Origin of the sequence: Pseudomonas sp. LD120, assembly GCF_009861525.1 — a bacterium.
In the GTDB taxonomy this organism is placed as follows: domain Bacteria; phylum Pseudomonadota; class Gammaproteobacteria; order Pseudomonadales; family Pseudomonadaceae; genus Aquipseudomonas.
Map to the genome: position 1 here is coordinate 1,171,300 of NZ_WVHL01000003.1, position 25,792 is coordinate 1,197,091.

Genomic DNA, 25,792 nt, shown 5'->3' on the forward strand with positions numbered 1-25,792 from the left:
CTTTTCTGCCCATTCCGAACGTCGCAGACACTGAGACTTGCCCCGACAACTTTCATGAGAACCATCATGTCCCTACAAGAACAACAGACCGACTTGCGCAGCGGTTTCAAGCAAGAAATGCAGACCCGGCACATCGTCATGCTCGCCCTTGGCGGGGTCATTGGCACCGGGCTGTTCCTCACTTCCGGCTACACGGTGAACCAGGCCGGTCCGCTGGGCGCGGTGATCGCCTACATCATCGGTGCGCTGATGGTGTACATGGTGATGATGTGCCTGGGCGAGCTGGCGGTGCAGATGCCCGAGACCGGGTCCTTCAGCACCTACGCCACGCGCTTTCTCGGCCCCGGCACCGGCTACACCGTGGCCTGGCTGTACTGGCTGACCTGGACCGTGGCCATCGGCTCGGAGTTCACCGCCGCCGGCATTCTCATGACTCGCTGGTTCCCCGAGACCCCGGTGTGGATCTGGAGCGCGCTGTTCGCCCTGGTGGTGTTTTTGTCCAACGTGGTCTCGGTGCGGCTGTTCGCCGAAACCGAGTTCTGGCTGTCGCTGGTCAAGGTGATCACCGTGCTGGTGTTCCTGGTGGTGGGCGGCGGGGCAATCCTCGGTTTGTTGCACATCGATCAGGCCCACAGTATTGGCTTGAGCAACTTTACCCGCGAGGGGTTGTTCCCCACCGGCTTCATGCCGATTGCCATGACCCTGCTGGCGGTGTCCTTCGCCTTCTCCGGCACTGAGCTGATCGGCATTGCCGCCGGGGAAACCCGCGACCCGCAACGCAATGTGCCACGGGCGATCCGCACCACGGTGCTGCGCCTGGCGATCTTCTTCGTCGGCACCATCTTCGTCCTCGCCACCCTGTTGCCCCGGGAGCAGGCCGGTTTGGTGGAAAGTCCGTTCGTCACGGTGTTCACCTACATCGGCATTCCGTACTCGGCCGACATCATGAACTTCGTGATCATCAGCGCGCTGCTGTCCGCCGCCAACTCCGGGCTGTACGCCGCCTCACGGATGCTCTGGACCCTGAGTGACCAGGGGCATCTGCCCAAGCAGTTCTCGGCCCTGACCCGCATGGGCACGCCGCTCAACGCGATCATCGTAAGCATGGCCGGCGGCGCGGCCTCGCTGCTCAGCAGTGTGTTCGCCCCGGACACCATCTACCTGGCCCTGGTGTCGATCTCCGGGCTGGCGGTGGTGGTGGTGTGGATGAGCATCGCCGCCAGCCAGATCGCCTTCCGCCGTCACTATGTGGCCAACGGCGGTGATGTGCGTGAGCTCAAGTTCCGTGTCCGCGGCTATCCCTGGGTGCCGCTGGGGGCGTTGTTCTGCTGTGCCCTGGCCTGTGTCGGTATCGGTTTCGATCCCGAGCAGCGGGTGGCCCTGTACTTCGGCGTGCCCTTCATCGCCTGGTGCTACTTCGTGTATTACATTACCCGCTCAAGCCGCCAGCGGCGCCTGTCCCTGGCGCCTCCGGCACGGCCGTCCGATGCCTTGCAGGGCTGACGGATGCGCCCGGCGTCCAGGGTGTCCAAACGAGTCAGGCCATGAAGCAAAAGAGCTTGCCCCCACTGAACTGGTTGCGTGCTTTCGAAGTGTCCGCCCGCTGCCTGAATTTCACCCATGCCGCCGAGGAACTGTTCCTCACCCAGGGCGCTGTGAGCCAGCAGATCCGCCAGTTGGAAAGTCACCTCGGGGTGGCGCTGTTCAAGCGCCTGCCCCGAGGCCTGGACCTGACCGAGGAAGGCCGTTCCTACCTGCCGGTGGTGCAGGACGCCATCACCCGGCTGGCGGTGGGCACCAATGAGATCTTCGGTCAGCACAAGCGTCGGCCGATCAAGGTACGCGGCAGTCTGGCGTTCTTTGTCCACTGGTTGGCGCCCAAGCTGGCGGACTTCCAGCAGCGCCAGCCGTTGGTGGATATCCGCTACATCAGCAATATCTGGGTCAAGGAGCTGGACGGCGAAGACGACCTGGAAATTCGCTGGGGCCACGGTCACTGGCCGGGGCTGGTGGCCCAGCGCCTGACATGGGACACGCTGTTTCCGGTGTGTGCCCCCAGCTTGCTGGAGAAGGCGCCGCTGCAGGTGCCGGCGGACTTGGCGCGGCATCCGCTGTTGCATGTGCTGGGTTACGAAGAAGGCTGGGGCTACTGGTTGCAGAGGGCGGGCGCCGAGCAGGTGGATTCGTCCCGGGGGATGCAGTTCGACACCCTGATCTCGACCCTGCGCATGGCCGAACTGGGGCAGGGCGTGGCCTTGGCGCGTTCTTCCATGGTCGATCAGATGCTGGCCGACGGGTGCCTGGTGGAGCCTTTCGCGCAGCGCATCGAGGCCAGCGAATCCTTTTACCTGGTCCGTGGGGCCGGGGCCGATCCACACCCCGATGCGCTGGCATTTTCCACCTGGCTGGTGGAGCAGGCGCATCGCTATAAATGACTGGCTGGAGCCAAGCATGCGCTATGTGAGTACCCGCAACGCCACTGAACAGGTGGATTTCGCGACCGTGGTTTTGTCTGGCATGGCCGCTGATGGCGGACTCTACGTGCCGCAGCGGTTGCCGTGTTTCAGCCCCCAGGAAATCGCCAACTGGTCGACCCTGGATTACCCCGAACTGGCCTTTCGGGTGCTCAGCCCCTTTGTCGGCGACAGCCTGCCCGAGGCCGACTTCAAGGCGCTGCTGCACCGGGCCTACAGCGGGTTTGGCCATCGTGCGGTGGCGCCTTTGCGCCAGATCGATCGCAATGAATGGCTGCTGGAGCTGTTTCATGGCCCCAGCGGTTCGGCCAAGGACTTTGCCGCACGCTTGCAGGCACAACTGGTGGGCTATTTTCTCCAGCGCCGCCAGCGTCGCGGGGTGCTGGTGGGCGCCACCAATGGTGACACCGGGCTGGCGGCGATCGAGGCCTTCAAGGACTGCCCGCAGACCCAGGTGCTGGTGTTCTACCCGCAGCACGGCGTGCCCGAACAGCAAGGGCGGCAATTGCAGGCCGCGCACCAGCCGGGCCTGTGGCGCTTCGCCGTGGAGGGCAGCTTCGATGATTGCCAGACCCTGGTCAGCCGCTTGCTGCGCCAGTGGCCGTTGGCCGAGCACGAGGTGATCGGCTTCAACTCCAGCAACTGGGTCGGAGTCATGGCCCAGTTGGTGCTGTATTTCCATGCCGTGCTGCAACTGGGTGGGGGCCAGCGGCCCATCGGCTTCAGCGTACCGGCGGCCAGTTTCGCCGAGGTCTATGCCGGCTACATCGTGCAGAAGATGGGTTTGCCGATCACCCAGATGATCGTGGCCACCAATCGCAATGACGCCCTGCACCAACTGTTCTTGAAGAACCAGTATTCCCGGGGGCAGGCCAGCCAGAGCCTGTCGCCGGCCATGGACCTGTCGCTGTTCGCCAACCTGGAGCGCCTGGTCTGGGAGCTGTATGGTCAGGACCCGCACGCGGTGGCGGCGCTGATGCAGCGTTTTGAGAGCAGCGGCGAGATGACCCTGAACAACGAGGCCTGGCTGCAGGCGCGGATGATCATCGACTCCTATTCGGTCAGCGACGAACAGACTGGCAAGGAGATCGTCAGCCTGTACCGGGACACCGGCTATGTCATCGACCCCCATGCCGCCACCGGCGTCCTGGCGGCACGCCTGTACCGCCGTAGTCTGGTGGCCCCGATGGTCACCCTGGGGGAAATCGCACCGGCCAAGTCGGCGCGGCTGCTCAGTTCGCTGGGCATCCCCGGGGTGCTGCCGCCATCGGTGGCAGCACCCTCGACCCTGCAGTGGCAGGCCCTGGCGGCGGATGATTTTGCCGCCTTGCTGGATTGCCTGAAGGCACTGGGATGAACCGGTTCAAGGGGGCTGTATGAAGCGGATTCTGGATCCTCTGGACGAGCGCATTCTGGCCGAACTGACCCTCAATGCCCGGGCCGCCCACGCCGAGCTGGCGGCCAAGGTCAACCTGTCGCGCAATGCCGTGCGCCAGCGCATCGAACGCCTGGAGCGCGACGGCGCGATCCAGGGCTACACCATTCGCCTGGGCGCGGGGCGCGGGGCGGAGACCCGGATCAATGCGCTGATCTTTGTCTACCGCTACGACCGCATGCGCGGCGCCGAAGTGCTGCAGGCCTTGCGTGCCATGCCGGAGATCGTCCAGTGCGAAGTGCTCAGCGGCGAGTTCGATGTACTGGTGCGGGTCAGCGCCGCCACGGCGGAGCGGGTGCACCGGGTGTGGAATGACATCGCCGCCTTGCCTGGGGTGGAAAATACCGTGACGTCCTTTGTTTTGTCGTCGGTGAGTTAGGCGCTGTCTGCCTGCTTGAAAAAGCCAACGAGTGTTGGCTTTTTTGCTTTTTCGGCGTCGCAGACTGTGCCTGCTCATGCCTCATGAACAGGTGTTGGGCGGTACGCCTTGAAATGGTTTCAGTGGAAATCTGCGCGGGTAGTCGATGGCTCTAAGAAACGCTTCTGGCGGATCAACAGTCTGCTACCAAGAAGACCCTTTATGAAAATTCAGATCAATCTGATGTGGCGGTTACCGGGGTCTATCTAGTATCGGCACCCGCTCCAGTGCCCGGATTATGCGGGGATACGCAGTTTGTCGGGGCGTTCAGCGCTTATTTGACGCCAAGATAGTGGCGAATTAACATCACTCGCCCTGTGTTGACCCTTGCTGCCCTTTCGAAGGACCGAATATGTCTATCCCCACCCTCGGGATGAGGCTGTGCTGTGCCCTGTCCTGCCTGCTGCTGGCCGGCACCGTGCACATGGCTGTTGCCGCCCCCTTGCCCGTCCCGACCTTCAACCCCGGCGATCAGGACCTGATCCGCGATCGGCAAAATCGCCTGCTGGAAGAGCAGCAGCGGCGTCTCGAGGAACTCAAGGACTTGCCCGGCAAGAGCGCCGCGCCTGTAGCGCCCAGCGCGCCCAGCGATAGCCGCTGCTTCCCGATTCAGGATATCCAGCTCAAAGGCGCCGATTCGCTGTCCGCCAGCGAGCGCGAGCGCCTGCTCAAGCCCTACATCGGCCAGTGCCTGGGGGTGGCCCAGCTCAACGAGCTGCTCAAGGTCATCACCAACCGCTACATCGAGAAGGGCCTGGTCACCAGCCGCGCCTACCTGCCGCAACAGGACCTGTCCAGCGGCCACCTGCAGGTGCTGGTGGTAGAGGGCAAGCTCGAAGGGCTCAAGGCCGCCGAGGGCAGCAAGCTCAGCGCTCGTGAACTGAACATGGCCTTTCCCGGCAGCAGCGGTGAACTGCTCAACCTGCGGCAGATCGAGCAGATGGTCGACCAGCTCAACCGCCTGCCGTCGAATCAGGCGCAGATGGAGCTGGCCCCGGGGCAGGCCGTGGGCGGCAGCGAAGTCCTGGTCAAGAACAATGCGCAGAAGCCCTGGCGCGTCGGCCTGTCACGCAGCAACGAGGGCCAGAAGAGCACCGGCGAGCAGCAGTGGGGCAGCTCTTTCGAATGGGACAGCCCTCTGGGATTGGCCGACCAACTGGTGTTGCGCGGCGGCCACGACGCCGTCAGCGACCACCAGAAAACCTCGCGCAACGCCATGCTCTACTACAACCTGCCGTTTGGCTGGTGGAACCTCAGCTACAGCTACAGCCAGAGCGAATACCGCTCCCTGGCCCAGGCCGTGGGCTTCAACTTCAAGCAGACCGGCGACAGCCAGAACCATCAACTGCGCCTTGAGCGAGTGATCCACCGCGATGCCGTGAGCAAGACCTCGCTGAACAGCGGCCTGAGCTACCTGCGCACCAACAACTACATCGAAGACAGCAAGCTCAGTAACAGCAGCAATCGCCTCAGCGAAGCGCAGTTCGGCATCAACCACGGCCGGCGCATCGGCGGCGCCTTCGTCAACCTCGACCTGGGCCTGCAGGACGGCATCGGCGCCTTCGACGCCCAGCGCCAGAAGGAACGCGACGACACAACGGGCAAGCGCCAGGCCAACGCCCGCTATCGCAAATACACCGCCACCGCCAGCTACCTGCAGCCGTTCAAGCTGTGGGACGAGGCCCTGGTGTTCAGCAGCCTGGTCACCGGCCAGCGCAGCGAGGATGTGCTGTTCAGCTCGCAACGCATGAGCCTGGGCAGCCAGTCCTCGATCCGTGGCTACAAGGACCAGAGCCTCAATGGCGACAGCGGCTACTACTGGCGCAACGACCTGCGCTGGAGTCGCCCTGTGACCTGGAACTGGCTGCGCCCGGCCTTCGCCGAGTACGGCACCGGGCTGGGCTATGACCTCGGCGCGATTCGCAACGACCGCTACAACGCCGAGCAGCATGGCCGGGTCTCCAGCGACTCCATCGAGTTCTTTGCCCGCGGCAAGCACCTTGCCGCCAGCGTGACCTTTGCTCATTCCCTCGAACGGCCCGAAGCCCTGAGTGAACGCGAAGCCCCGATCTATTTCCGTTTGGACCTGTTCCTTTAATTCCGCTTTTTGCCTGAGATTCTTGACATGGACGCTCGTCAGTTTGCCTTTCTGGTTCGTCAACCTTCGGCTGCCCTGCAATCGCGCGACTCCTTCTGGGGCCTGCCGAAACGTGGACTGGCGTTCATCCTGGCCAACATGATGTTCTGGCAGCCGGTGGTGGCGATGGCCGACGGCATCGTGGTCAACGGCAGCGGCACCACACTGGGTCAGGCCGGCAATGGCGTGCCCATCGTCAACATCGCAGCCCCCAATGGCAGCGGGCTGTCCCATAACAAGTTCAGCGACTATAACGTCGGCCAGCAGGGCGTGATCCTCAACAACGCCACCAACCGCACCCAGCCAACCCAACTGGGCGGTATCATCCTCGGCAACTCCAACCTGGGTGGTCGCGCGGCCAATGTGATCCTCAACGAGGTCAACGGCGGCAGCCCCAGCCAGCTCAAGGGTTACACCGAAGTGGCCGGGCAATCGGCCCATGTCATCGTCGCCAACCCCTATGGCGTGACCTGCAACGGCTGCGGCTTCATCAACACCCCGAAAGCCACCCTGACCACCGGCAAACCGGTGATCGAGAACGGCCGGCTCCAGCGTTACCAGGTGGACCAGGGCAGCGTCGCCATCGAAGGTGCGGGGCTCAACGCGAGCAATATCGACCAGTTCGAAATCATCACCCGCAGCGCCAAGATCAACGCCGAGATCCAGGCCAAGCACCTGGCGGTGATCGCCGGGGCCAACGATGTCGACGCCAAGACCTTGAGCGCCACGGCACGCACCGCCAACTCGGTGGATGCACCGCAACTGGCCATCGACAGCAGCGCGCTGGGCGGCATGTACGCCGGGGCGATCAAGCTGGTGGGTACTGAGGCTGGGGTCGGGGTCAAGCTCGACGGCAAACTGATCGCCAGTGGCGGCGATATCCAACTGGATGCCAATGGGCAGTTGCGCATGGCCGAAGCCACTGCCGAGAAGGGTGCCGTGGCGATCAAGGCGCAAAGCCTCGATGCTCAGGGCGCGGTCTACGCCGGCACCGAGCTCAAGGTGCAAACCCAAGACGACCTGAACAACCACAGCACCCTGGCGGCGGCCAACAGCATCAATCTGGGCAGCGGTGGGCACCTGAATAACCGGGGCATCATCGAAGCGGGGGTCAATGCCGACAACAGCCGCAACCCAAACGGCGATGTGACCCTGACGGCGCAAAACCTCGACAACAGCGGCAAGAGCGTGGTGGCCAGCCGTGATCTGACGGTCACGACCAAGCAGACCCTGAACAACCAGGGCGGCACCCTGAGTGGGCAGCGCCAGGTAACGGTCAGCGCTGGGACTCTGGATAACAGCCATCAGGGTAAGCTGCTGAGCGCCGAGCGCCTGCAACTCAATGCCGAGCAAGTGCGCAACGGCCAGGGCGGCCTGATCAAGAGTCAGCAGTCCCTCAACGCCACCCTGGGCCACTTGGGCAACAGCGGTGGCGAGCTGTCGAGCCAGGGCAGCAGCACCCTGGTGCTGGGCGGCATGGACAACCTCACCGGCGTGGTGCTGGCGCAACAGACCCTGGAGATTACCGGTACTGCGGAACTGGACAACCAGGGCGGGCTGCTGTCGGGCTGGCAGGGCCTGGTCCTCAAGGGCAGCGGCCTGAACAACAGCAACAAAGGCACCGTCTCCAGCCTCAAGGGCGGTGTCGACATCAGCCTCAGCGACGCCTTGAACAACAGCCAGGGCGGTGGCCTGGTCAGCCAGCAGGCCCTGGAGGTCAAGGCCGCGAGCCTCGACAACAGCCTCAAGGGCACGCTCTCCAGCGGCGGCGAACAAACCCTCACGCTGCGCGATCTGCTGGACAACAGCCAGGGCGGCTCCATCGACAGCGCCGCAGCCCTGACCGTGCACGCTATGGCCCTGGACAATCAGGGCGGCACGCTCAACGCCGCCGGTGATCTGGAATTCATCGGCGGTGATTTGGACAACAGCCACGGCACTTTCAGCGGCAAAGGCGCCGTCACCCTCGACCTGCTGGGCCGCTTGATCAATAACCAGGGCACGTTGTCTGCCGTCGGCCCCTTGCTGCTCAAGCGCAGCACGAAGGTTGAGAACCAAGGCGGCGAACTCTCCAGCCAGCAGTGGCTGCAGCTGTTCACCGAACACTTGGACAACCGGCAGAAGGGCCGGGTCGCCGCCAATGAGTCGGTGTTGATCAGCGCCAGTGGCGAAGTGCAGAACAGCGATGGCGGAGAGATCCTCAGCCGCGAAGCCGACCTGCAACTCAATACCGATCACTTGGATAACGCCAAGGGCCTGCTGCAGGCCAAGACCACCCTGGGCCTTGAGGTTGCCGCCGCTGCCGGCAACCAGGGCGGGCAGATCATTGCCCAGCAGGGCGACCTGACGCTCAACGCGGGCCACCTCGACAACAGGGCCGGCAAGGTGTCCGCCCTCAACGGCGGCGCCACCCTGGAAACTGCTGCCGATGGCCGCCTCGACAACCGCGACGGCGCGCTCTTCGCCCAGCAGGGCCTGCATATCAGCGCCAAGGACCTGGACAACAGCGCCGGCCAGATCAGCGCCCGGCAGATCGAGCTGGAGCTGGCTGGCGCCCTGGACAACCGCCAGGGCCTGATCGAAAGCCGCAGCACCCTGGCCACCGCCGCCGCCAGCCTGGACAACCAGCGCGGGCAACTGCGGTCCCTGGGCCTGGTGAGCAAAACCCGCTTCGATATCGGCGGCACCTTCGACAACCGCGACGGCCTCCTGGAAACCGCCAACCACGACCTGGACTTCGACGCCGGCGGCTTCAACAACCGCGGCGGCAGCCTGCTGCACAGCGGCAGCGGCGTGTTCGGCATCTCCATGGCCAACCTCGAAGACGTCGGCGGCCGCCTGAAGACCGCCGGCCAACTGACCCTGGAGGCCGAGCGCTGGACCAACAGCAGTGCAATCCAGGCCGACCAGTTGCTGGTCAAGGTCGACCACCTGACCCAGACCGCCGATGGCCAGCTCCTGGCGGGCAACGGTCTGACCGGCAGCGGCACCCACTGGAACAACGACGGCCTGATCGGCAGCGACGCCGCGCTCAACCTCGACCTGAGCGGCAACTACAGCGGCAAGGGCCGCCTGAGCAGCCTCGGGCAACTGGACCTGCACGCCGCGCAACTGGATCTGGCGGACAGCGCCAGCATCGCCGGCGGCGCCAACAGTACCCTGAAGATCGACGGCGCGCTGAACAGCGCCGGGCGCATCACCGCCAAGCAGAACCTCTACCTCACGGCCGCCAGCATCAACAACCACGGCACCCTGGGCAGCGGCGAAGACCTGAACCTCACCGCCGGCACCCTGGTCAACGACCACGGCCTGATCTCCAGCGGCGGCAATATGCAGTTGCTGACCACGAGCTTCACCAACCGCTACGCCCAGGTGTACAGCCTGGGCACCGCGCTGATCGCCAAGGACGACCAGCAAACCCGCGCCGACCTGCTGGACAACCGTTCCGGGGATATCGAAAGCCTCGGCAAGCTGAGCATCGCCGCCAGCGCCGTCAACAACGTCATGGACGTGCTGCAGTACACCGAGCACGAAAAGAGCGCGGCCAGTATCACTCGCCTGTCCTGCACCCTGATTCCCGGCGCCGGCTGCGATGACCGCGGCGGTGGCCGCATCAACGGCCTGTGGGAAGTGGCCGAGACCGACCGCCTGCGGGTGACCAACAGCAGCGCCGCCGCCAGCCTCAACAGCGGCGCCGACCTGCAGATCGACACCCAGACCCTGACCAACACCAGCAGCCTGATCACCGCGGCCGGCGACATCAACGTCAAGGCCGAGACCGTCCACAACCAGGGCCTGCAACCCCAAGAAATCACCACCCTGCGGCGCTACTGGAGCTTCGTCAACGAAACCGGCAACGCCGCAGCCCATGCCGCCGCGTTCAACGCCCGCAACAACCCGACGCCGTCTGCCAGCTTTGCCTCCGACCTCAGCGCCTTTATCGCCTGGACCGGGGTAATGCTGTCTTCCAGCAGCAAAGTGGTGGACGGCGACCAATCCTTCGCCGCCACCATCCAGGCTGGCGGCAAGGTCAACCTCAAGGCTGACAAAACCCTCGACAACAGCGTGATCCGCTCCTTCTACGAGTACGTCGGCGCCGGCAAGACCCTGACCGACACCGGCGTTGGCAACGGCTACTCGACGCCGATCCGGATCAACCCGCAACTGCCCCCGGAACTGGCCCAGCAACAGGTCAACCCCCTGGTACTGCCGGGCTTCACCCTGCCCACCAGCGGCAACGGCCTGTTCCGCCTCAGTGGCCAGGGCAGCACCTTGGCCCAGGCCCCGACACCTGCGCAGATCGCCGGCCTGCCGGACGCCGCAAGCCTGTCCCGGCCGCACAAGTACCTGATCGAAACCAACCCGGCGCTGACCCACCTCAAGCAGTTCATGAGCTCGGACTACCTGCTGTCCCACCTCGGCTACAACCCTGACCAAAGCGCCAAACGCCTGGGTGATGGCTTCTACGAACAGAAACTCATCCAGCAAGCCATGGTGGCCCGCACCGGCCAGCGCTTTATCGACGGCCAGGACAGCAACGAAAAACTCTTCAAGCACCTGATGGACAACGCCCTCCAGAGCAAGCAACAGCTTGACCTGTCGGTGGGCGTGACCCTGACCTCCGAACAAGTCGCCGCCCTGACCCACGACATCGTCTGGCTGGAAAGCCATGAAGTGAACGGCGAACAAGTGCTGGTGCCAGTGCTGTACCTGGCCCAGGCCAACAACCGCCTGGCGCCCAACGGCGCGCTGATCGCCGGCAAGGACGTGAGCCTGATTGCCGGCAAGGACTTGAACAACGTCGGCACCCTGCGCGCGGCCAATGACCTGTCGGCGGTGGCGGGGGAGAACCTGGTCAATAGTGGGTTGGTGGAGGCGGGCAACCGCCAGGATCTGCTCGCGGGCAACTACCTGGTCAACCGTGCTGGCGGCATCATCGCCGGGCGCGACGTCACCCTGACCACCACCCAGGGCGACGTGATCAACGACCGCACCCTGACCACCCATCAGAGCAGCAGCGAAGACTACGTCCGCGAGCAGCGTCGCGATTTCCTCGACAGCGCCGCCCGTATCGAAGCCGGCAACAGCCTGAGCATCGATGCCGAACGGGACTTCGACAGCAACGGCAGCGTCCTGCACAGCGGTGGCGACACCCGCATCAAGGTCGGTCGCAACGTCAGCCTCAACGCCGTCGAACAAGTGGTCAGCAACGACCGCGGCATCGGCAACCTCGACCAGAGCAAAACCCAGCACGGCGCCACCCTGGAGAGCGGCGGTGACCTGAGCATTGAGGCCGGAGGCAACGTCACCGCCGTCGCCAGCCAGATCGACACCAAGGGCGACGTCTCGATGACGGCCAAGGACCGCCTGACCCTGGCCTCGGCCGCCAATGAACAACACTGGGCCAGCAAGACCGGCACCACCAAGAGCGAAGAAGATCGCGTCCACCAGCAAGCCACCACGGTGACGGCGGGTGGGGATGTGACGCTCAAGTCCGGCCAGGACATGACCCTGATTTCCAGCAAGGTCAAGGCTGGGGATGAAGCCTATCTGGTGGCCGGTGGCGAACTGAACCTGCTGGCGGAGCAGGACAGTGAGCATTCGCTGTATGACATGAAGAAGAAGGGAGGCTTTGGCAACCTGCAGACCCAGCGTGACGAAGTCACCCGCACCACACATATCGGCAGCGAAATCAGTGCCGGTGGCAACCTGACGCTCAAGAGCGATGGCGACCAGAAGTATCAGGTCGCCAAGCTGGAGAGCGGCAAGGACATCACCCTGGACAGCGGCGGCGCCATCACCTTCGAAGGGGTGAAGGACCTGCACCAGGAAAGCCACGAGAAGACCAATAACAACTCCTTCTGGGTGTCCTCCAAAGGCAAGGGCAATACCGACGAAACCCTGCGCCAGACCCAGATGGTGGCGGCCGGCAACATCGTGATCAAAGCCGTTGATGGCCTGAAGATCGATGTGAGGCAGGTCAACCAGCAAACCGTCAGCCAGAGCATCGACGCGATGGTCAAGGCCGACCCGCAACTGGCATGGCTCAAGGAGGCCGAGAAACGCGGCGATGTTGATTGGCGGCTGGTGAAGGAGATCCACGACTCCTACAAGTACAGCAACTCCGGGCTGGGGCCAGCTTCGCAGATCATTATTGCGATTGTGATGGCGGCGGTGGTTGGGCCTATGGCCATGGGAGCTATGGGGACGGCCACCGGTGGAGCGGTTGCTGCGGGGACCATGAGTTCGGGAACCGCTGGAATGCTGGTGTCGGGTGCGGGAGCTATCGCTACAGGCGCTGCGACTAATGCAACCGTTAGCTTTATCAACAATGGTGGAAATCTTGGGGCGGTATTTAAGGATGTGACCTCTTCGAATGCAATGAAAGGGTATGTGATCTCCGGAGTTACTGCGGGGCTGACGTCTGCTTATTTTGATGGCTGGACTGGCACTCACACTGATATCGCGACGAATAATGTTATTGGGCCGAAATTATATACCTGGACGGGTGTAGGGCAGTTTGCCGCAAATCAAACACTTCAAAGCGGCACCTCCATGTTGTTGAGCAAGGCACTGGGGCAAGGTGGGAGTGCAAGTGATGCCTTGAGAAGTGCTTTGTTCAATACGCTAGCTGCTGCAAGTTTCAACGCGGTAGGCGATTACACCAAACAATGGGGAATTGAAAACGGTACCCTGCCGAAGATTGCAATACACGCCATGGTGGGCGGATTGTTGGCCGAGGCTACAGGTGGAGACTTCAAGACAGGAGCTTTGGCGGCGGGGGCTAACGAGGCGGTTGTTGTAGAACTCAACAGATTGGTCAAGGGAGATGCACACCTGTTGACCATGAGCTCCCAGATTGTTGGAGTTCTGTCGGCTGCTGCTCAGAAAGATGCAGATGCAGCCAAGATGGAAAAAGGTAGTTGGATTGCGAAGAACGGAACGCAATACAACTTTTTAGGGGACCACTCCGCCAAGCAACGTGATGAGGCCCGTGAGTCCTTTGAGAAAGATAAAGGAATAGATGCAGCAAGAAGGTTAGTTGGCTTAGAGGGCTCGGACCAGCGTAGTGATAATCTACTTGATGCATATAAGAGGAATCCCGCGTCCCTTACTAAAGAAGATTTTGCCGAATTAACTGCTTATTTACAGGTGTATGCCTACGAAATAGCAAGTGCAAGAGGAGAGCAAGCGGCGAAAGCCAGCGTGGAGAAGCTCCTGAACAATGGCTCTGAAGCCAAATGGACTTTTCCTTATGCTGGTACCAAAGAAGCAAAAAATGCCTATGCAGATGCGGAGCGTGCAGAGGTTGATGGATTCTTTAATAGAAATTTTTGGTGGACGAGAGATAAAAGTGAAAATGAGCTGACCTACAAAGCCGCTCAAAGTTATCTGCGAGTTGGCGATGAGCAGCAGGGTCTTGCGAATATTGGTGGGCCAGCAATTTATGGCCTTTCTGGGCCTGTAGGCGCTACGATCCGAACCGCAGCAGCGGTCAACGGAGTGCTTCAAGTTGGTCATGGCACAGGCCAAGCTTTGGAGGGTGATGCTTGGAACGCTGCTGGTAATATCGTTTTGGGCTTGCTTGGTGTTGCTAGCTTGGGGGTGCCGGGGGCGAGGCCGGGTGTTGTTAGTGCTCCAAAAAATTCTGCTGCAAAAGCGACAGCAGGTGCTTCTGTTGATGGCGCAGGCGGTATTGCTGTTGCGCCTAAAACGATCCCATATGAACCAAAGGGCTCGGTTGTCTTGCAAGGTGACGCCCCTGTATGCGGACCAGCCTGCGCAGCAATGACAATTACTGACAAAACGGGTGCGGCTATTAGCCTTGACAATGCAATTGGAAGCTTTGTAAACGGGGTCAGGCCGACCGGCGTTAACACTCTGGAATTATCAGATGTGATATCTAAGGCGGGAGTTAAAAATACTGTAAATACTACAATGCTACCTGAGCAGTTAAACAAAGCACTGCAAGAAGGAGCGAGTGTTATCGTTCAGGTTCCCGCTGGCCAAGGAAAGCACTTCATTATTGTTGATAGTGTTAAGTCTGTTGATGGCGTAAGTTACTATATGACACGAGATCCGTATGTCGGGCCAAGAGGTGTTCAGCAAGGTTTGTTAGATGGCGCAATGTCAACAGGCGTTAATGCCATTGTGATAGGGAAGTGATAATGAATATCGGCGATATTGTTGAACTAGATGGCTGGCTGGTTATTATTGATTATAAGCTTTTTCTCATACCGGAGAACTATTCGGAAAGTTATGAAGATGGTGAGAAGATTGAGATGTCTAACCCTGAAATGATGTTTTCTGTGATGGATGAAATACTTCCCTTAGCCGGAGGAAAGAGCTTTATATTTCATAAGTCTAAGGTTTCAGGGGTCTTGATAGAGCTTTCGCCGATGAAAATTAAGCCAACAGCTTTATCTGTAGAGGAGAGAGGGCGTGGCTTTATTTCTATAGATATTGAGGGTGATGTTGAAAAGCATAAAGCTCGGTACGAAGATTTTCTTAAGAAGAGACAGAATGTTAAGTCCGGTGACTGGCTAGATTATTTGTAGCGGCAAAAGGAATACTTACACCTAAGGAAATCCTGAAAAAGACTTCCTGATTTGGCAAAATCTCCGGACACCAATCGCCGAGCTTTTCAATGAAGCAAATGACCTTCGCCGATGCCGAGTACGCCGGTAAGCGCAAGCAGACCCGCAAGGAATTGTTCCTGATCGAGATGGATCGGGTCGTACCCTGGAAGGGTTTGATTGCCCTGATCGAACCTCATTACCCGAAGGGCGAAGGGGGTCGTCCGGCCTATCCTTTGATGGCGATGCTGCGGGTTCATCTCATGCAGAACTGGTTCGGTTACAGCGATCCTGCGATGGAAGAAGCGCTGTACGAGACGACGATCTTGCGCCAGTTTTCCGGTCTGAGCCTGGAGCGGATCCCAGATGAAACTACCATCCTCAACTTCCGTCGCCTGCTGGAAAAGCACGAGTTGGCCGCTGGTATTCTCGGCGTGATCAATGGCTATCTGGGCGACCGTGGCTTGTCGCTGCGACAAGGCACCATCGTCGATGCCACGCTGATTCATGCGCCCAGTTCGACCAAGAACAAGGACGGCAAACGCGACCCTGAGATGCATCAAACCAAGAAAGGTAACCAGTATTACTTCGGTGCCAAAGCTCACATTGGTGTCGACGATGAGTCAGGGCTGGTGCACAGCGTGGTGGTCACTGCGGCCAACGTCGCGGACATAACCCAAGTCGACAAACTGCTACACGGTGCTGAGAACGTGGTCTGCGCCGATGCAGGCTATACCGGTGTCGAGAAGCGCGAAGAGCATGCGGGACGCCACGTCATCTGGCAGATTGCAGCCCGGCGCAGTACCTACAAAAAACACGGTAAACGCAGCGCGCTGTACAAAGCGATGCGCAAGATCGAGAAAGCCAAGGCCCAGGTTCGCGCCAAGGTTGAGCATCCATTTCGAGTGATCAAGCGTCAGTTTGATTATACGAAAGTGCGTTTCCGAGGCTTGGTGAAAAACACTGCTCAGATGGTGACGCTGTTCGCCCTGTCGAACCTTTGGATGGCGCGTCGATATTTGCTCTCCAGCGCAGGAGAGGTGCGTCCGTAATGAGGGAAATAGCTGCTGCGAGGAGCGTTCAGCGGAAAAAATGGATGGAATAGGCGGCAGACGTGATCGGTTTTGAACGGCTGCCGTTTTTTGAAAGCACCTATGGCTCAGCAGTCGAAAAATAGCGGCCTACTTCAGACTATCCCTAAAGACTTTCCTGAGGTCTCAACAAAAATAAGCCAGAGGCAGAATCGTCATACTGCAGGGACACAGCAGCTTGAGGAGCGGGGGAGCGTTGGTTTCGTGAACAGTGTTTCAGATGCTCAAAAAGTGCTTGACGCTTACCACTCCGGCCAAGTGAAAATCCTAGGAAAGAATGGTCAAGGTTTTCCAGTGGTTAAATTTGAGGGTGTTACTGGAACTAACGTGAATCTCGGCGTTGGTATAACTGATCAGCCGACTAACGTATTTGTTATAAAGGGAACAAAAAAGCCGAGCATTGTCCCCACAAATCCAAACTGGAGTCAGAAATGAGTGATCAGCCTGTGCTGGAAGATTGGAACTTTCAAGTGCTAATGCTTGTTCAGGCGTTGGTAGGGGCGGTCTCTGCCAACTTTAGAATGGTCGCATTGCTGTGGTGTGGCGATGAGTGGGTATTGAGGTTCTATCTTGAAGAGAACCTTGAGGATGACGTCGAGGAGATTGAAGATATTGTTTGTCAATATACGGCATATCAAAGTTCTAGCTTGAGATGCCGTTCTGAATTGATTGTGGGTAGCGAAAGACTTCCGGTGTTATCTGAGCTTGGGCGGGTCGTGTACCGTCGCAGAGAGGCCATTGGCAGTTAGTTGCTGCAAAAGGAACTGGTAAAGCAGGGCAGGCCACCAAGAATCCTAATTCGACAAGTGCTTTGACAGATGCTGAAGCTGGGGTTAGCAAACTACCAAAAATTTGGGATGTTCCAGATGCTGCAATTAGTAAATTCCCAGGGAGTTGGGCAGTTTCGCCAAATAAAAAAGGTACTGGATTTAGATGGCAAGATCCCAAAAATAAAGGAAATGGTGTTCGGATCGATAAGGGTGAACCTCATATAAGTCAGCCAACTCAGCAAGTGGATCACGTTATTGTTAGGTCAAATGGTCAGGTTATAGGTAGAGATGGTAAGCCTGTTGTAGGATCTATTAAAGATCATGCAGAGCAAGTTCATATTCCATTAAGTGAGTATAAGAAATGGAAGAGTTGGAACTCTCCAAACTAGAATATCCTACGATGAGAGACGAATTGATCTCCTACTTGGAGGGGTTGTCCAGTGCTGATTATCAATACAGTGCCTGGGTATCTAGATCGAACTCTGATATAGCTTATGATGAGTTCAATTATACTGTTCATTTTTTATACGACGATACCGATTTAGCAACCGATCCTCGCTCTTGGATCGGGATTGTGCTTAGAGGAGAAAGCGAAGTAAGAGCAATTTCTGATGTTGTTAAGAGTATTGATAAGGTTTTTGATAAGTATGGAACTTGTCTTACGGATGCGGAGTATTTGACGAAGCCTGAATGGGCTAACGTTATTGAGGCATCAAAAAACGCTTTAATAGCATTTTCTCAGGTGTAGAAAATCTTAACTGATGTTGATGATACTGTGCTGGCTGGAAGAGGGGCTCCATCAACCCCACATTCAAAGTGCCAAGCTGATCCCTAATGCTGTGCTCCCGATCTCTTTCTGGAGCCAGCCCCACCATGATGCGACCCGACGTCAAAGTCGAAAAATCTATGGTCACCTCCTTTTTTGCAATGCTGATCAGTGATGGTTAGTTGGTTTGCCTAAATCTATCCGGCGTCTGGACGGAGCACGCTCCGCGCCACGATGAGAGTCGCGCCTGGCAATCCTTAAAAGTCTATCGGATTCGAAAGCCGATTTTCGACACAGGTTCTTTACCAGGCCGGTGGGCCGTTCACATCATCAATTGTTCAGTTATCGCAAAACCTGGAAGGATCGTTCGTGGTACAGCACAACAGTAGGATCAGGCCGCTAAAGCGTCTGGCCCTGCTTCAAATTGTGTATGGTGGGCCGCTATCGCCCAGGCGATTCTTGCCAGTTTGTTCGCCAAGGCACAGGCCACCACGTTTGAGTGGCGACGACAGAGCATTGAGCGCACCCAATCGGCCAACGCGCCGTGCTGATATTTTAGCCTAAACATGTAAACCCTGGCGCACTGCACCAACAACCGTCTGAGGTTCTTATCGCCTCGTTTGCTGATCCCCAGCAGATTCGCCTTGCCGCCCGTGCTGTACTGCCGGGGCACCAGTCCAACGGACGCGGCGAAGTCACGGCTACACCCGTATTGTTTACCATCCCCCATTTCGGCAGCCAAAAGGCTGGCGGTGATCGGGCCGACACACGGTATGCTCAGCAAACGACTGCCCAGATCATCGTCGGCCAGTTGGCCTACAAGCTCTTTATCCATTTCCTTGATTTGCTCATTCAGATAACTGAAGTGCTGATGCAATCGCTGTAGCAACACCGTCAGTCGAACCGGCAGTTCATGCTCGGCCAGAATATTCCCCAAGCGCTTCATCATTGTCGGACCTTTAGGTAGGCTGATTCCGAACTCAAGCAGAAAGCCATGCATCTGATTGACCGCTTTCGTGCGATCGTGCACCAACGACTCCCGCGTGCGATGCATGATTGAAAGTATCTGCTGAGACTCGGTCTTGGGTGCCACGAAACGCATCGTCGGACGCGTAGCTGCTTCGCAGATCGCCTCAGCATCCACAAAGTCGTTCTTGTTGCTTTTGACAAAAGGGCGAACGAACTGCGGCGAAATCAGCTTGGCCTGATGCCCCATCGCTATCAGTTCCCTAGCCACAAAATGCGAGCCGGCGCAGGCCTCCATCACTACGGTGCATGTCGGGATATTGCCGAAGAACCTCATCATCTGCTGCCGTGAGAGCTTCTTGCGAAACACCTCTCGGCCTGGCTTGTCTTGGCCGTGCAGGTGGAAACTATGCTTACCGAGATCGACACCTACCAGCGTTAAATCGCTCATGATGATGGCCTCCGAAAATAAAACACCCTGCGAAAGCGTAGCCCTCGCAAGGTGTGAGGGTGACCATCTCATTAGTCTATCTCTACCCCAAGCCTGTCGACTTCCAAAAATCCATCGACGGTCTGGCCGCGCTGGTCGAGACCGCCAAGGTCAACGGCCAAGAGCCTTATACGTGGCTGCGCCACGTACTAGAGCGGCTGCCGCATGCCTCGTCAGTAAAGGACTACGAGGCGCTACTGCCCGCCGCAGATGCCACGGTAGACCGTTGCTCCACCACTGGGTAGGTGGGGTTTATGGATCGCATACCGTCAATGGGAGCCTGGGTATCGATCAACAGCGAGGGAATGTTGCAGTCATGGCCGGTAATCGGCATGTCTCGATTCCGAGTAGTCATGGATCTTGCTCCTATATCAATCACAGCCATCACCCTCTGCCGTCGAGCAGCGTAAAGGTGACGGATTGCACAAGGTTGGCGGACCAGGGATACAGGACCTGGCACTCCCGAAGGCGTCCCAGCGCAACCCGCCATGTTTCTATGCCCGCTCACCTGGCTCCAGGCTTGAGCAAAATGCTCAGCAAATACAGCAAAACGGCATATTTCACTGCCCGCGCCAGCCCCCTAACCTTGTCTCCATCAGCTTCTTCAACCCGGATGGAACACAACAAAAATGACTGAATACAACATTGCCCTGGTGGGCTTCGGCGGGGTCAATCGGGCCCTGGCGCAGTTGATTGCCGAGCGCAATCACGTGTGGAAAAAACACTTGGGCTTCGGCCTGAAGATCGTCGGGGTCAGCGATCTGTTCCTCGGCTCTATCGTTGCTCCCCAGGGGCTGGATGCCGGTCTGCTGAGCAAGCTGCCGGCAACCAAAGGCGCCCTGGCGCAACTGCCCGGCGGCCAGGTGGAGGCGCTCAACGAGCAGGTGATCAAGGACTCCGGCGCCGACATCATTGCCGAGGCCACTTTCACCAATCCGGTGGACGGCGAACCGGCCACGACGTTCTGCCGCTGGGCCCTGGAGCAGGGCAAGCACGTGGTGACCACCAACAAGGGGCCGATTGCCCTGCACGGTGCCGAGCTCAAGGCTTTGGCCCAGCGTAATCAGGCGGCGTTCGAGTACGAAGGCGCGGTGATGAGCGGCACCCCGGTGATCCGCATGGCCCAGCAATCCCTGGCGGGCAGCGAGCTGCTGGGTTTTGAGGGCATTCTCAATGGCACTTCGAACTTCGTTCTGAGCCGTATGGAGGGTGGCCTGGGTTTTGCCGAGGCGGTGGCCGAGGCCCAGGCCCTGGGCTATGCCGAGGCCGATCCGACGGCGGACGTCGAAGGCTTTGACGTGCGCTTGAAGGTGGTGATCCTGGCCAACGAACTGCTCGGTGCGCAGTTGACCGTCAGCGATGTCAGTTGCCGGGGCATCTCCGGCCTGACGGCCGCGGACCTGGAGCAGGCCCGGGCCGAGGGGGCGCGCTGGAAGCTGATCGGTTCGGCCCAACGCCTGGCCGATGGCTCGCTGCAGGCCAGTGTCGAGCCGCGCCTGTTGCCCTTGGCTCATCCGTTGGCGGGGATTGGCGGGGCGATCAACGCGGTGTCGTTCAACAGCGAACTGCTGGGCGCGGTGACGGTGTCCGGGCCGGGCGCCGGGCGCATCGAGACGGCCTTTGCCTTGCTCTCGGACATCATCCACATCCACCAGTCGCGCACCTGCCGCTAGGAGCCTGTCCATGAACCTGTCACGCCTGGCGCCGGTCGCCGATTCGATTGACGTCTGCAGCCCCTTCGATGGTCGGCTGATCGGGACGGTGCCGCGCCTCGAGGCCGGTGCCGTGCCCTACCTGTTGCAGCAAGCCCGCCAGGGCGTCAGCGACTGCGCGGCGCTGCCGCGTTATCAGCGGGCACGGATTCTGGAGCGGGCGGCCTTGAACATCGAGCGCGATGCCGAGCACTTCGCACGGCTGATCGTCGATGAAGCGGGCAAGACCCTGAAACAGGCGCAGAAGGAGGTCAAGCGTTGCATCAACACCCTCAAGCTGTCGGCCGAAGAGGCCAAGCGCAATGCCGGCGAGGTGTTGCCATTCGATGCCTATGAAGGCTCGGAAAACCGCCAGGGCTGGTTCTCTCGCGAGCCTCTGGGGTTGATCCTGGCGATCACCCCTTACAACGATCCGCTGAACTTGGTGGCGCACAAGCTGGGCCCGGCCATCGCCGGGGGCAACGGGGTGATCCTCAAACCGTCGGAGCTGGCGCCGCTGTCGGCGATCAAACTGGTGGACTACTTGCGCGATGCCGGGTTGCCAAGCACGGTGGTGACCTTGGCCACCGGCGGTGCTGAATTGGGCAAGGCTTTGGTGGCAGCGCGTGAGGTGCGGATGATTTCCTTCACCGGCGGCTTTGTCACCGGCGAGCAGATTGCCCGCAGCGCCGGCCTGAAGAAGCTGGCCATGGACCTGGGGGGCAACGCGCCGGTGATCGTCATGGCCGACTGCGACCTGGCGGCGACGGTGGAAAGCTGCGTGTCCGGGGCGTTCTGGGCGGCGGGGCAGAACTGCATCGGCACCCAGCGCCTGCTGGTCCAGGCCTCGATCTATGAGGCGTTTCGCGAGGCCTTTGTGCGCCTGGCCCGGGAACAGGTCAGTGGCGACCCGTTGGCCGACAGCACGGATATCGGGCCGATGATCAGCCTGCAGGCGGCGCAGAACGCGCAGAAGGTCGTGGATGAAGCGCTGCAGCAGGGCGCACGGCTGCTTTGCGGGCATCAGCGCCAGGGTTCCTGCTACGCCGCCACGGTGCTGGAGAACGTCGATCACCACAGCCGGTTGTGGCGCGATGAGGTGTTCGCCCCGGTGGTGGTCTTGCAGCCGTTCGACGATCTGGATCAGGCCATCGCCCTGGCCAACCAGCCCGAATACAGCCTGCATGCGGGGATCTTCACCAACGATCTGCGCACCGCCATGGACGCTGCGCGGCGGATCGAGGCCGGTGGGGTGATGATCAACGATTCGTCCGATTACCGTTTCGATGCCATGCCGTTTGGCGGCTTCAAATACGGCAGCCTGGGCCGCGAAGGGGTGCGGTTCGCCTATGAGGAAATGACCCAGCCCAAGGTGGTGTGCCTCAACAGCCTGGGCTGAGGTTGGTTGCCGCAACACGACAGGTCGTCGGGCGCCGGGCAGGTTTGGTCACCTGCCCGGTGCTTTTTTGCCTGGAGGATCGGGGGGAAATCGGCCCGCAGAAAGGCGCTGGTCAAGTGCACCCGCTCAGGAAGCACGATGGAGGGCGCGGCGGATGCTCAAGGTGCGCGGGCGACAAAGGCGCGGCCGGTAGCGGGCGCTGATTCCCAGTCTGTTGCCACCGGCGTTGCCGTGTCCATCTGGGGGCGGATCAGACCACTTCGTCGATCAATGAGGTTTTTGGCGTCGTGGTCGCTACCGGCGGCTGAGGCTGTTCCTTGACCTTGTCTCTGAGTTTTTCCAACGCCTCTTTTTGCTCCGCCGTCAGGGGCGGTGGGGTCAGCACCTTGCCCGAGTCAGGCAGCGTGATGCCGGGCTGGGAGCCGCCGGCGGTCAGTGGTGGAAGGGGACGGTTGTTTATTTCCATGTCACTGCATCCTTGAGTGGAGGGGTGAATAAAGGGTAACGACCGGGTTGCGCTGATCTTTAGAGCCAATACTCTAGGTTGCCATCCGAACCCGCATCGGCAGACGACTATACTTGGTGTTGATAATTGTTCTTGTTTGAAAATAAGATATGTTATTACGTTTTGAGCCCGCCCCTAAGGGGCCTCTCCCATGAAAGTCCTGTCCTCCCTCAAAGAAGCCAAGAACCGTCACCGCGACTGCCAGATCGTCAAGCGTCGTGGTCGGATCTACGTGATCTGCAAATCCAATCCACGCCTCAAGGCGCGCCAGGGCGGGGCGAAACACCGCAACAAGGGTTGAGCCGCCGCTTGCTCTGGTTCAGGACCGAGCTGCCCGATACGCAGCGATCAGCGCCGGGCGCCTTGGTGGCCTATCGGCCCAGGCGGGCGATCAGGGGTTCGAGCGTGGGGCGTTTGCTCTGCCACTCCGCCTTGGTGATGCCCAGCAGGACCACGTCGATGCGCTGGCCATCCTTGAGGATGTTCTGGCGCCGCAGCCCCTCCTGCTGGAAACCGAATTTCAGGTGCATGTTGATGACCGCCGGGTTATTGGCCAGTACCTCGCAGTTGAGCTTTTCAAGACCGGCTTCGGTGAAGGCGTAGTCCAGGATCCAGAACTCGATCCGGCTGCCCAGGCCCTTGCCTTGCTGTTCGGCGTCCAGGTAGAACGCCCAGTCGGCGGTTTTCTGGCGGGTATTGATGGCATTCAGTGAAACGATGCCCAGGGCCCGGCCTTGCTCCATGACGACAAACACCGCCTGGGCCGGATTGCCCCGCAAGGAACTCAGCCAGCGTTGGTGTTCCTGCTCGCTGATTTCGTGGGAGGTGTACATGTACTGGCGCACGGCTTCCTGGTTGCGCAGTGTGCGTACATGGGCCTGGGTGGCCGGATCGGCATCGACCAGGGGGATGAACTGCATCCTGATGTCCTTCTCGGATGGGTGAGCGGTGGTGGCGCATGATGGCATATCCACTGCTATCGCATGGATTTGTCTCTCGAGACAAGAACCGGTAGAAAGAGCCCTCGCATTCAAAAAACAGATACCTGCATGAGCAACATCGAGAAACCCAATAGCCGTCTGTTCGACCTCGACTTGCTGCGGGCCATTGTCACGGTGGCCGATTGCGGCAGTTTCACCACGGCCGCCAGTCGCTTGCATTCGACCCAGTCCACCGTCAGCCAGAAAATCCGCCGCCTGGAGGAGATGGCCGGGCAGCGCCTGCTGGAGCGCGGCAATCGCGACGTGCTGCCCACCGATGCCGGCGCCACGCTGCTGGGGTATGCCAGGCGCTTGCTGGCGCTGAATGACGAGATGCTGGAGGCGCTGTCCGGCGCCACGGTGGCGCTGACGGTGCGCATCGGGGTGCCGGATGACTTTGCCGCCGGGCGCACCACTGAGCAGTTGGCCGCCTTCAACCGGCGCTATCCCCAGGTCAAGCTGGAAGTCACCAGCGGCCTGAGTCGCGACCTGAGCGCCAGCTATGACCGCGGTGAACTGGACCTGGTGGTGCTCAAGCAACTGCGCAACAGCCGCGAGGCCCTGGGCTGCTGGCCGGAGAAGACCTGCTGGGTGGACAGCGCGAACAACCCCTGCATCGACCTCGATCCGCTGCCCATCGTCACCTTTCCACCGCGGGGGGTGTACCGCGATGAAATGATCAATGCCCTGGAATCCATCGGCCGGCGCTGGCACATCAGTTTCACCAGTTCCAGCCTCAGCGGCCTGCAGTCGGCGATTGCCGATGGCATGGGCATCGGCCTGCTGCCGATGCGCGCAGTGACGGCGGGGCATCAGGTTCTGGCCCGCAGCACCGGGCTGCCGTCGGTGGATGTGTTCGAGGTGGCGTTGCTGCACCGTCCGGCGGCGGATCCCATGGTCAAGGAACTGGCCCGGGTATTGTCGCGGGTGCTGGCTCAGGACACTCGGAGCTGAGCCTGTTTGGTATTTGATAAATGAATATGCCGGATTCCGGTATTTAATTTGTGCATGAAGGCGGCGCTGGATATCGTGCTGCCCAGCAGTGGTCCGCGTCGCCCCGTGGCGCGTCGACCCGCAGCTTTGTTCACCCCGGCGGCGCTGCTGCACGGGGCAGCAAAACAACAACGAGGAGAGTCTCCATGTCCAAAACCACTTATTACGCGCCCCACGGCGGGCACCCGGCGCAGACCGAAATGCTCACCGACCGTGCCATGTTCACCGAAGCCTATGCCGTGATCCCCAAGGGCGTGATGCGTGACATCGTCACCAGCCACCTGCCGCACTGGGACAACATGCGCATGTGGGTGATTGCCCGTCCGCTGTCGGGTTTTGCCGAAACCTTTTCCCAGTACATCGTGGAAGTGGGCGCCAATGGCGGCAGCGACAAGCCCGAGCAGGACCCCAACGCCGAAGCGGTGCTGTTCGTCGTCGAAGGCGAAGTCAACCTGACCCTGCAGGGCCAGGAGCATGTCCTCAAGCCTGGTGGCTATGCCTTTATCCCGCCGGCGGCCGACTGGAAGCTGCGCAACACCAGCGGCACCGAGGCGCGTTTCCACTGGATCCGCAAGCACTACCAGAAAGTCGACGGCGTGCCGTACCCGGATGCGTTCGTCACCAACGAGCAGGACATCGAGCCGCGGGTGATGCCGGACACCGAAGGTCGCTGGAGCACCACGCGCTTTGTCGACATGAGCGACATGCGCCATGACATGCACGTCAACATCGTCAACTTCGAGCCGGGCGGCGTGATTCCGTTCGCCGAAACCCACGTCATGGAGCACGGCCTCTATGTTCTGGAAGGCAAGGCGGTGTATCGCCTGAACCAGGACTGGGTCGAGGTCGAGGCCGGCGACTTCATGTGGCTGCGCGCGTTCTGCCCGCAGGCTTGCTACTCGGGTGGCCCGGGCCGCTTCCGCTACCTGCTGTACAAGGATGTGAACCGCCAGATGCGCCTGACCCTCAACGCGGCGCATTGATTCGAAGGCGTGGCAGGGGCGGTTCGAACCTCTGCACCGCCGAACGGCGAGTCATGAAAACCGGCGAATAATCGCCGGTTTTTTGGTTGCGCAATGGGGCAGAGCCCGGCGTCCAAGG

At 60.2% G+C, this 25,792-nt stretch carries 20 protein-coding genes and 1 pseudogene; 18 read left to right on the plus strand and 3 right to left on the minus strand.

Annotated features, from left to right (window positions below; genetic code table 11):
* Window positions 1-66 precede the first annotated feature (66 nt).
* From PLD_RS11455 to PLD_RS11510, 12 genes are all read left to right on the plus strand, one after another.
* Entirely contained in the window at window positions 67-1,503 is a 1,437-nt protein-coding gene (locus tag PLD_RS11455) for an amino acid permease (protein WP_159892660.1), read from the plus strand.
* 41 nt (window positions 1,504-1,544) lie between these two features.
* On the plus strand, window positions 1,545-2,435 hold the full coding sequence (locus tag PLD_RS11460) for a LysR substrate-binding domain-containing protein (RefSeq protein WP_159892662.1): 891 nt from the start codon (window positions 1,545-1,547) through the stop codon (window positions 2,433-2,435).
* A gap of 16 nt (window positions 2,436-2,451) precedes the next feature.
* A complete protein-coding gene (thrC, locus tag PLD_RS11465) occupies window positions 2,452-3,831 on the plus strand; it encodes a threonine synthase (protein ID WP_159892664.1) in 1,380 nt (459 codons plus the stop codon).
* Window positions 3,832-3,850: 19 nt separating this feature from the next.
* Window positions 3,851-4,288 carry an Lrp/AsnC family transcriptional regulator gene (locus PLD_RS11470; RefSeq protein ID WP_159892666.1) on the plus strand — a complete coding sequence of 146 codons (438 nt, stop codon included), beginning with the start codon at window positions 3,851-3,853 and terminating at the stop codon, window positions 4,286-4,288.
* A 391-nt stretch (window positions 4,289-4,679) separates the two neighbouring features.
* Entirely contained in the window at window positions 4,680-6,425 is a 1,746-nt protein-coding gene (locus PLD_RS11475; protein WP_159892668.1) for a ShlB/FhaC/HecB family hemolysin secretion/activation protein, read from the plus strand.
* Between the two features lie 27 nt (window positions 6,426-6,452).
* Complete coding sequence (locus PLD_RS11480) at window positions 6,453-14,630, plus strand: DUF637 domain-containing protein (RefSeq protein ID WP_256674594.1); 8,178 nt, start codon at window positions 6,453-6,455, stop codon at window positions 14,628-14,630.
* A 2-nt stretch (window positions 14,631-14,632) separates the two neighbouring features.
* Complete coding sequence (locus PLD_RS11485) at window positions 14,633-15,022, plus strand: hypothetical protein (protein WP_159892670.1); 390 nt, start codon at window positions 14,633-14,635, stop codon at window positions 15,020-15,022.
* Between the two features lie 89 nt (window positions 15,023-15,111).
* A complete protein-coding gene (locus tag PLD_RS11490) occupies window positions 15,112-16,092 on the plus strand; it encodes an IS5 family transposase (RefSeq protein WP_159892672.1) in 981 nt (326 codons plus the stop codon).
* A 102-nt stretch (window positions 16,093-16,194) separates the two neighbouring features.
* Entirely contained in the window at window positions 16,195-16,566 is a 372-nt protein-coding gene (locus tag PLD_RS11495) for a polymorphic toxin type 50 domain-containing protein (RefSeq protein ID WP_159892674.1), read from the plus strand.
* Window positions 16,563-16,880: a hypothetical protein gene (locus tag PLD_RS11500; protein ID WP_159892676.1), complete on the plus strand. Its 318-nt coding sequence runs from the start codon at window positions 16,563-16,565 to the stop codon at window positions 16,878-16,880. The genes PLD_RS11495 and PLD_RS11500 overlap by 4 nt, the downstream gene beginning before the upstream one ends.
* Before the next feature lie 62 nt (window positions 16,881-16,942).
* Entirely contained in the window at window positions 16,943-17,290 is a 348-nt protein-coding gene (locus PLD_RS11505; protein WP_178116147.1) for a hypothetical protein, read from the plus strand.
* On the plus strand, window positions 17,263-17,649 hold the full coding sequence (locus PLD_RS11510) for a hypothetical protein (RefSeq protein WP_159892678.1): 387 nt from the start codon (window positions 17,263-17,265) through the stop codon (window positions 17,647-17,649). The genes PLD_RS11505 and PLD_RS11510 overlap by 28 nt, the downstream gene beginning before the upstream one ends.
* A gap of 409 nt (window positions 17,650-18,058) precedes the next feature.
* On the opposite strand, the gene PLD_RS11515 is transcribed toward PLD_RS11510, so the two are convergent.
* Complete coding sequence (locus PLD_RS11515) at window positions 18,059-19,084, minus strand: IS110 family transposase (RefSeq protein WP_159891936.1); 1,026 nt, start codon at window positions 19,082-19,084, stop codon at window positions 18,059-18,061.
* A gap of 128 nt (window positions 19,085-19,212) precedes the next feature.
* On the opposite strand from PLD_RS11515, the pseudogene PLD_RS30665 reads away from it, so the two are divergent.
* From PLD_RS30665 to PLD_RS11530, 3 genes and pseudogenes are all read left to right on the plus strand, one after another.
* Window positions 19,213-19,368 (plus strand): annotated as a pseudogene (locus PLD_RS30665) (transposase domain-containing protein); the annotation flags it as partial.
* 384 nt (window positions 19,369-19,752) lie between these two features.
* Window positions 19,753-20,796 carry a homoserine dehydrogenase gene (locus PLD_RS11525; RefSeq protein WP_159892680.1) on the plus strand — a complete coding sequence of 348 codons (1,044 nt, stop codon included), beginning with the start codon at window positions 19,753-19,755 and terminating at the stop codon, window positions 20,794-20,796.
* Between the two features lie 10 nt (window positions 20,797-20,806).
* Entirely contained in the window at window positions 20,807-22,213 is a 1,407-nt protein-coding gene (locus PLD_RS11530; RefSeq protein ID WP_159892682.1) for an aldehyde dehydrogenase family protein, read from the plus strand.
* Between the two features lie 250 nt (window positions 22,214-22,463).
* Here PLD_RS11530 and PLD_RS11535 read toward each other — a convergent pair whose 3' ends face one another.
* Window positions 22,464-22,679, minus strand: a complete 216-nt coding sequence (locus PLD_RS11535; RefSeq protein ID WP_159892684.1) for a hypothetical protein — start codon at window positions 22,677-22,679, stop codon at window positions 22,464-22,466.
* Window positions 22,680-22,869: 190 nt separating this feature from the next.
* Here PLD_RS11535 and ykgO point away from each other — a divergent pair, with 190 nt between their 5' ends.
* The gene (gene ykgO / locus PLD_RS11540; RefSeq protein ID WP_159892686.1) at window positions 22,870-23,019 is read left to right on the plus strand and encodes a type B 50S ribosomal protein L36; all 150 of its coding nucleotides are present in this window, start codon (window positions 22,870-22,872) and stop codon (window positions 23,017-23,019) included.
* A gap of 70 nt (window positions 23,020-23,089) precedes the next feature.
* On the opposite strand, the gene pseH is transcribed toward ykgO, so the two are convergent.
* Entirely contained in the window at window positions 23,090-23,638 is a 549-nt protein-coding gene (gene pseH / locus PLD_RS11545) for a UDP-4-amino-4,6-dideoxy-N-acetyl-beta-L-altrosamine N-acetyltransferase (protein WP_159892688.1), read from the minus strand.
* A 129-nt stretch (window positions 23,639-23,767) separates the two neighbouring features.
* Here pseH and PLD_RS11550 point away from each other — a divergent pair, with 129 nt between their 5' ends.
* Both PLD_RS11550 and PLD_RS11555 read left to right on the plus strand, forming a co-directional pair.
* Window positions 23,768-24,652, plus strand: coding sequence for a LysR family transcriptional regulator (locus tag PLD_RS11550; protein ID WP_016963332.1), 885 nt, complete (start codon window positions 23,768-23,770; stop codon window positions 24,650-24,652).
* Between the two features lie 185 nt (window positions 24,653-24,837).
* The gene (locus PLD_RS11555; protein WP_159892690.1) at window positions 24,838-25,674 is read left to right on the plus strand and encodes a bifunctional allantoicase/(S)-ureidoglycine aminohydrolase; all 837 of its coding nucleotides are present in this window, start codon (window positions 24,838-24,840) and stop codon (window positions 25,672-25,674) included.
* The last annotated feature ends 118 nt before the right edge of the window (window positions 25,675-25,792 follow it).

Bases quoted from the DNA above. Each gene is read 5' to 3' on its own strand.
- PLD_RS11500 (WP_159892676.1), top strand. From the start codon at position 16,563: ATGAGTGATCAGCCTGTGCTGGAAGATTGGAACTTTCAAGTGCTAATG.
- PLD_RS11475 (WP_159892668.1), top strand. From the start codon at position 4,680: ATGTCTATCCCCACCCTCGGGATGAGGCTGTGCTGTGCCCTGTCCTGC.
- PLD_RS11555 (WP_159892690.1), top strand. From the start codon at position 24,838: ATGTCCAAAACCACTTATTACGCGCCCCACGGCGGGCACCCGGCGCAG.
- PLD_RS11495 (WP_159892674.1), top strand. From the start codon at position 16,195: ATGGCTCAGCAGTCGAAAAATAGCGGCCTACTTCAGACTATCCCTAAA.
- PLD_RS11510 (WP_159892678.1), top strand. From the start codon at position 17,263: ATGGAAGAGTTGGAACTCTCCAAACTAGAATATCCTACGATGAGAGAC.
- PLD_RS11460 (WP_159892662.1), top strand. From the start codon at position 1,545: ATGAAGCAAAAGAGCTTGCCCCCACTGAACTGGTTGCGTGCTTTCGAA.
- PLD_RS11470 (WP_159892666.1), top strand. From the start codon at position 3,851: ATGAAGCGGATTCTGGATCCTCTGGACGAGCGCATTCTGGCCGAACTG.
- PLD_RS11480 (WP_256674594.1), top strand. From the start codon at position 6,453: ATGGACGCTCGTCAGTTTGCCTTTCTGGTTCGTCAACCTTCGGCTGCC.
- thrC (WP_159892664.1), top strand. From the start codon at position 2,452: ATGCGCTATGTGAGTACCCGCAACGCCACTGAACAGGTGGATTTCGCG.
- PLD_RS11490 (WP_159892672.1), top strand. From the start codon at position 15,112: ATGAAGCAAATGACCTTCGCCGATGCCGAGTACGCCGGTAAGCGCAAG.
- PLD_RS11550 (WP_016963332.1), top strand. From the start codon at position 23,768: ATGAGCAACATCGAGAAACCCAATAGCCGTCTGTTCGACCTCGACTTG.
- PLD_RS11455 (WP_159892660.1), top strand. From the start codon at position 67: ATGTCCCTACAAGAACAACAGACCGACTTGCGCAGCGGTTTCAAGCAA.
- PLD_RS11525 (WP_159892680.1), top strand. From the start codon at position 19,753: ATGACTGAATACAACATTGCCCTGGTGGGCTTCGGCGGGGTCAATCGG.
- PLD_RS11530 (WP_159892682.1), top strand. From the start codon at position 20,807: ATGAACCTGTCACGCCTGGCGCCGGTCGCCGATTCGATTGACGTCTGC.
- PLD_RS11535 (WP_159892684.1), bottom strand. From the start codon at position 22,679: ATGGAAATAAACAACCGTCCCCTTCCACCACTGACCGCCGGCGGCTCC.
- PLD_RS11515 (WP_159891936.1), bottom strand. From the start codon at position 19,084: ATGAGCGATTTAACGCTGGTAGGTGTCGATCTCGGTAAGCATAGTTTC.
- ykgO (WP_159892686.1), top strand. From the start codon at position 22,870: ATGAAAGTCCTGTCCTCCCTCAAAGAAGCCAAGAACCGTCACCGCGAC.
- pseH (WP_159892688.1), bottom strand. From the start codon at position 23,638: ATGCAGTTCATCCCCCTGGTCGATGCCGATCCGGCCACCCAGGCCCAT.
- PLD_RS11485 (WP_159892670.1), top strand. From the start codon at position 14,633: ATGAATATCGGCGATATTGTTGAACTAGATGGCTGGCTGGTTATTATT.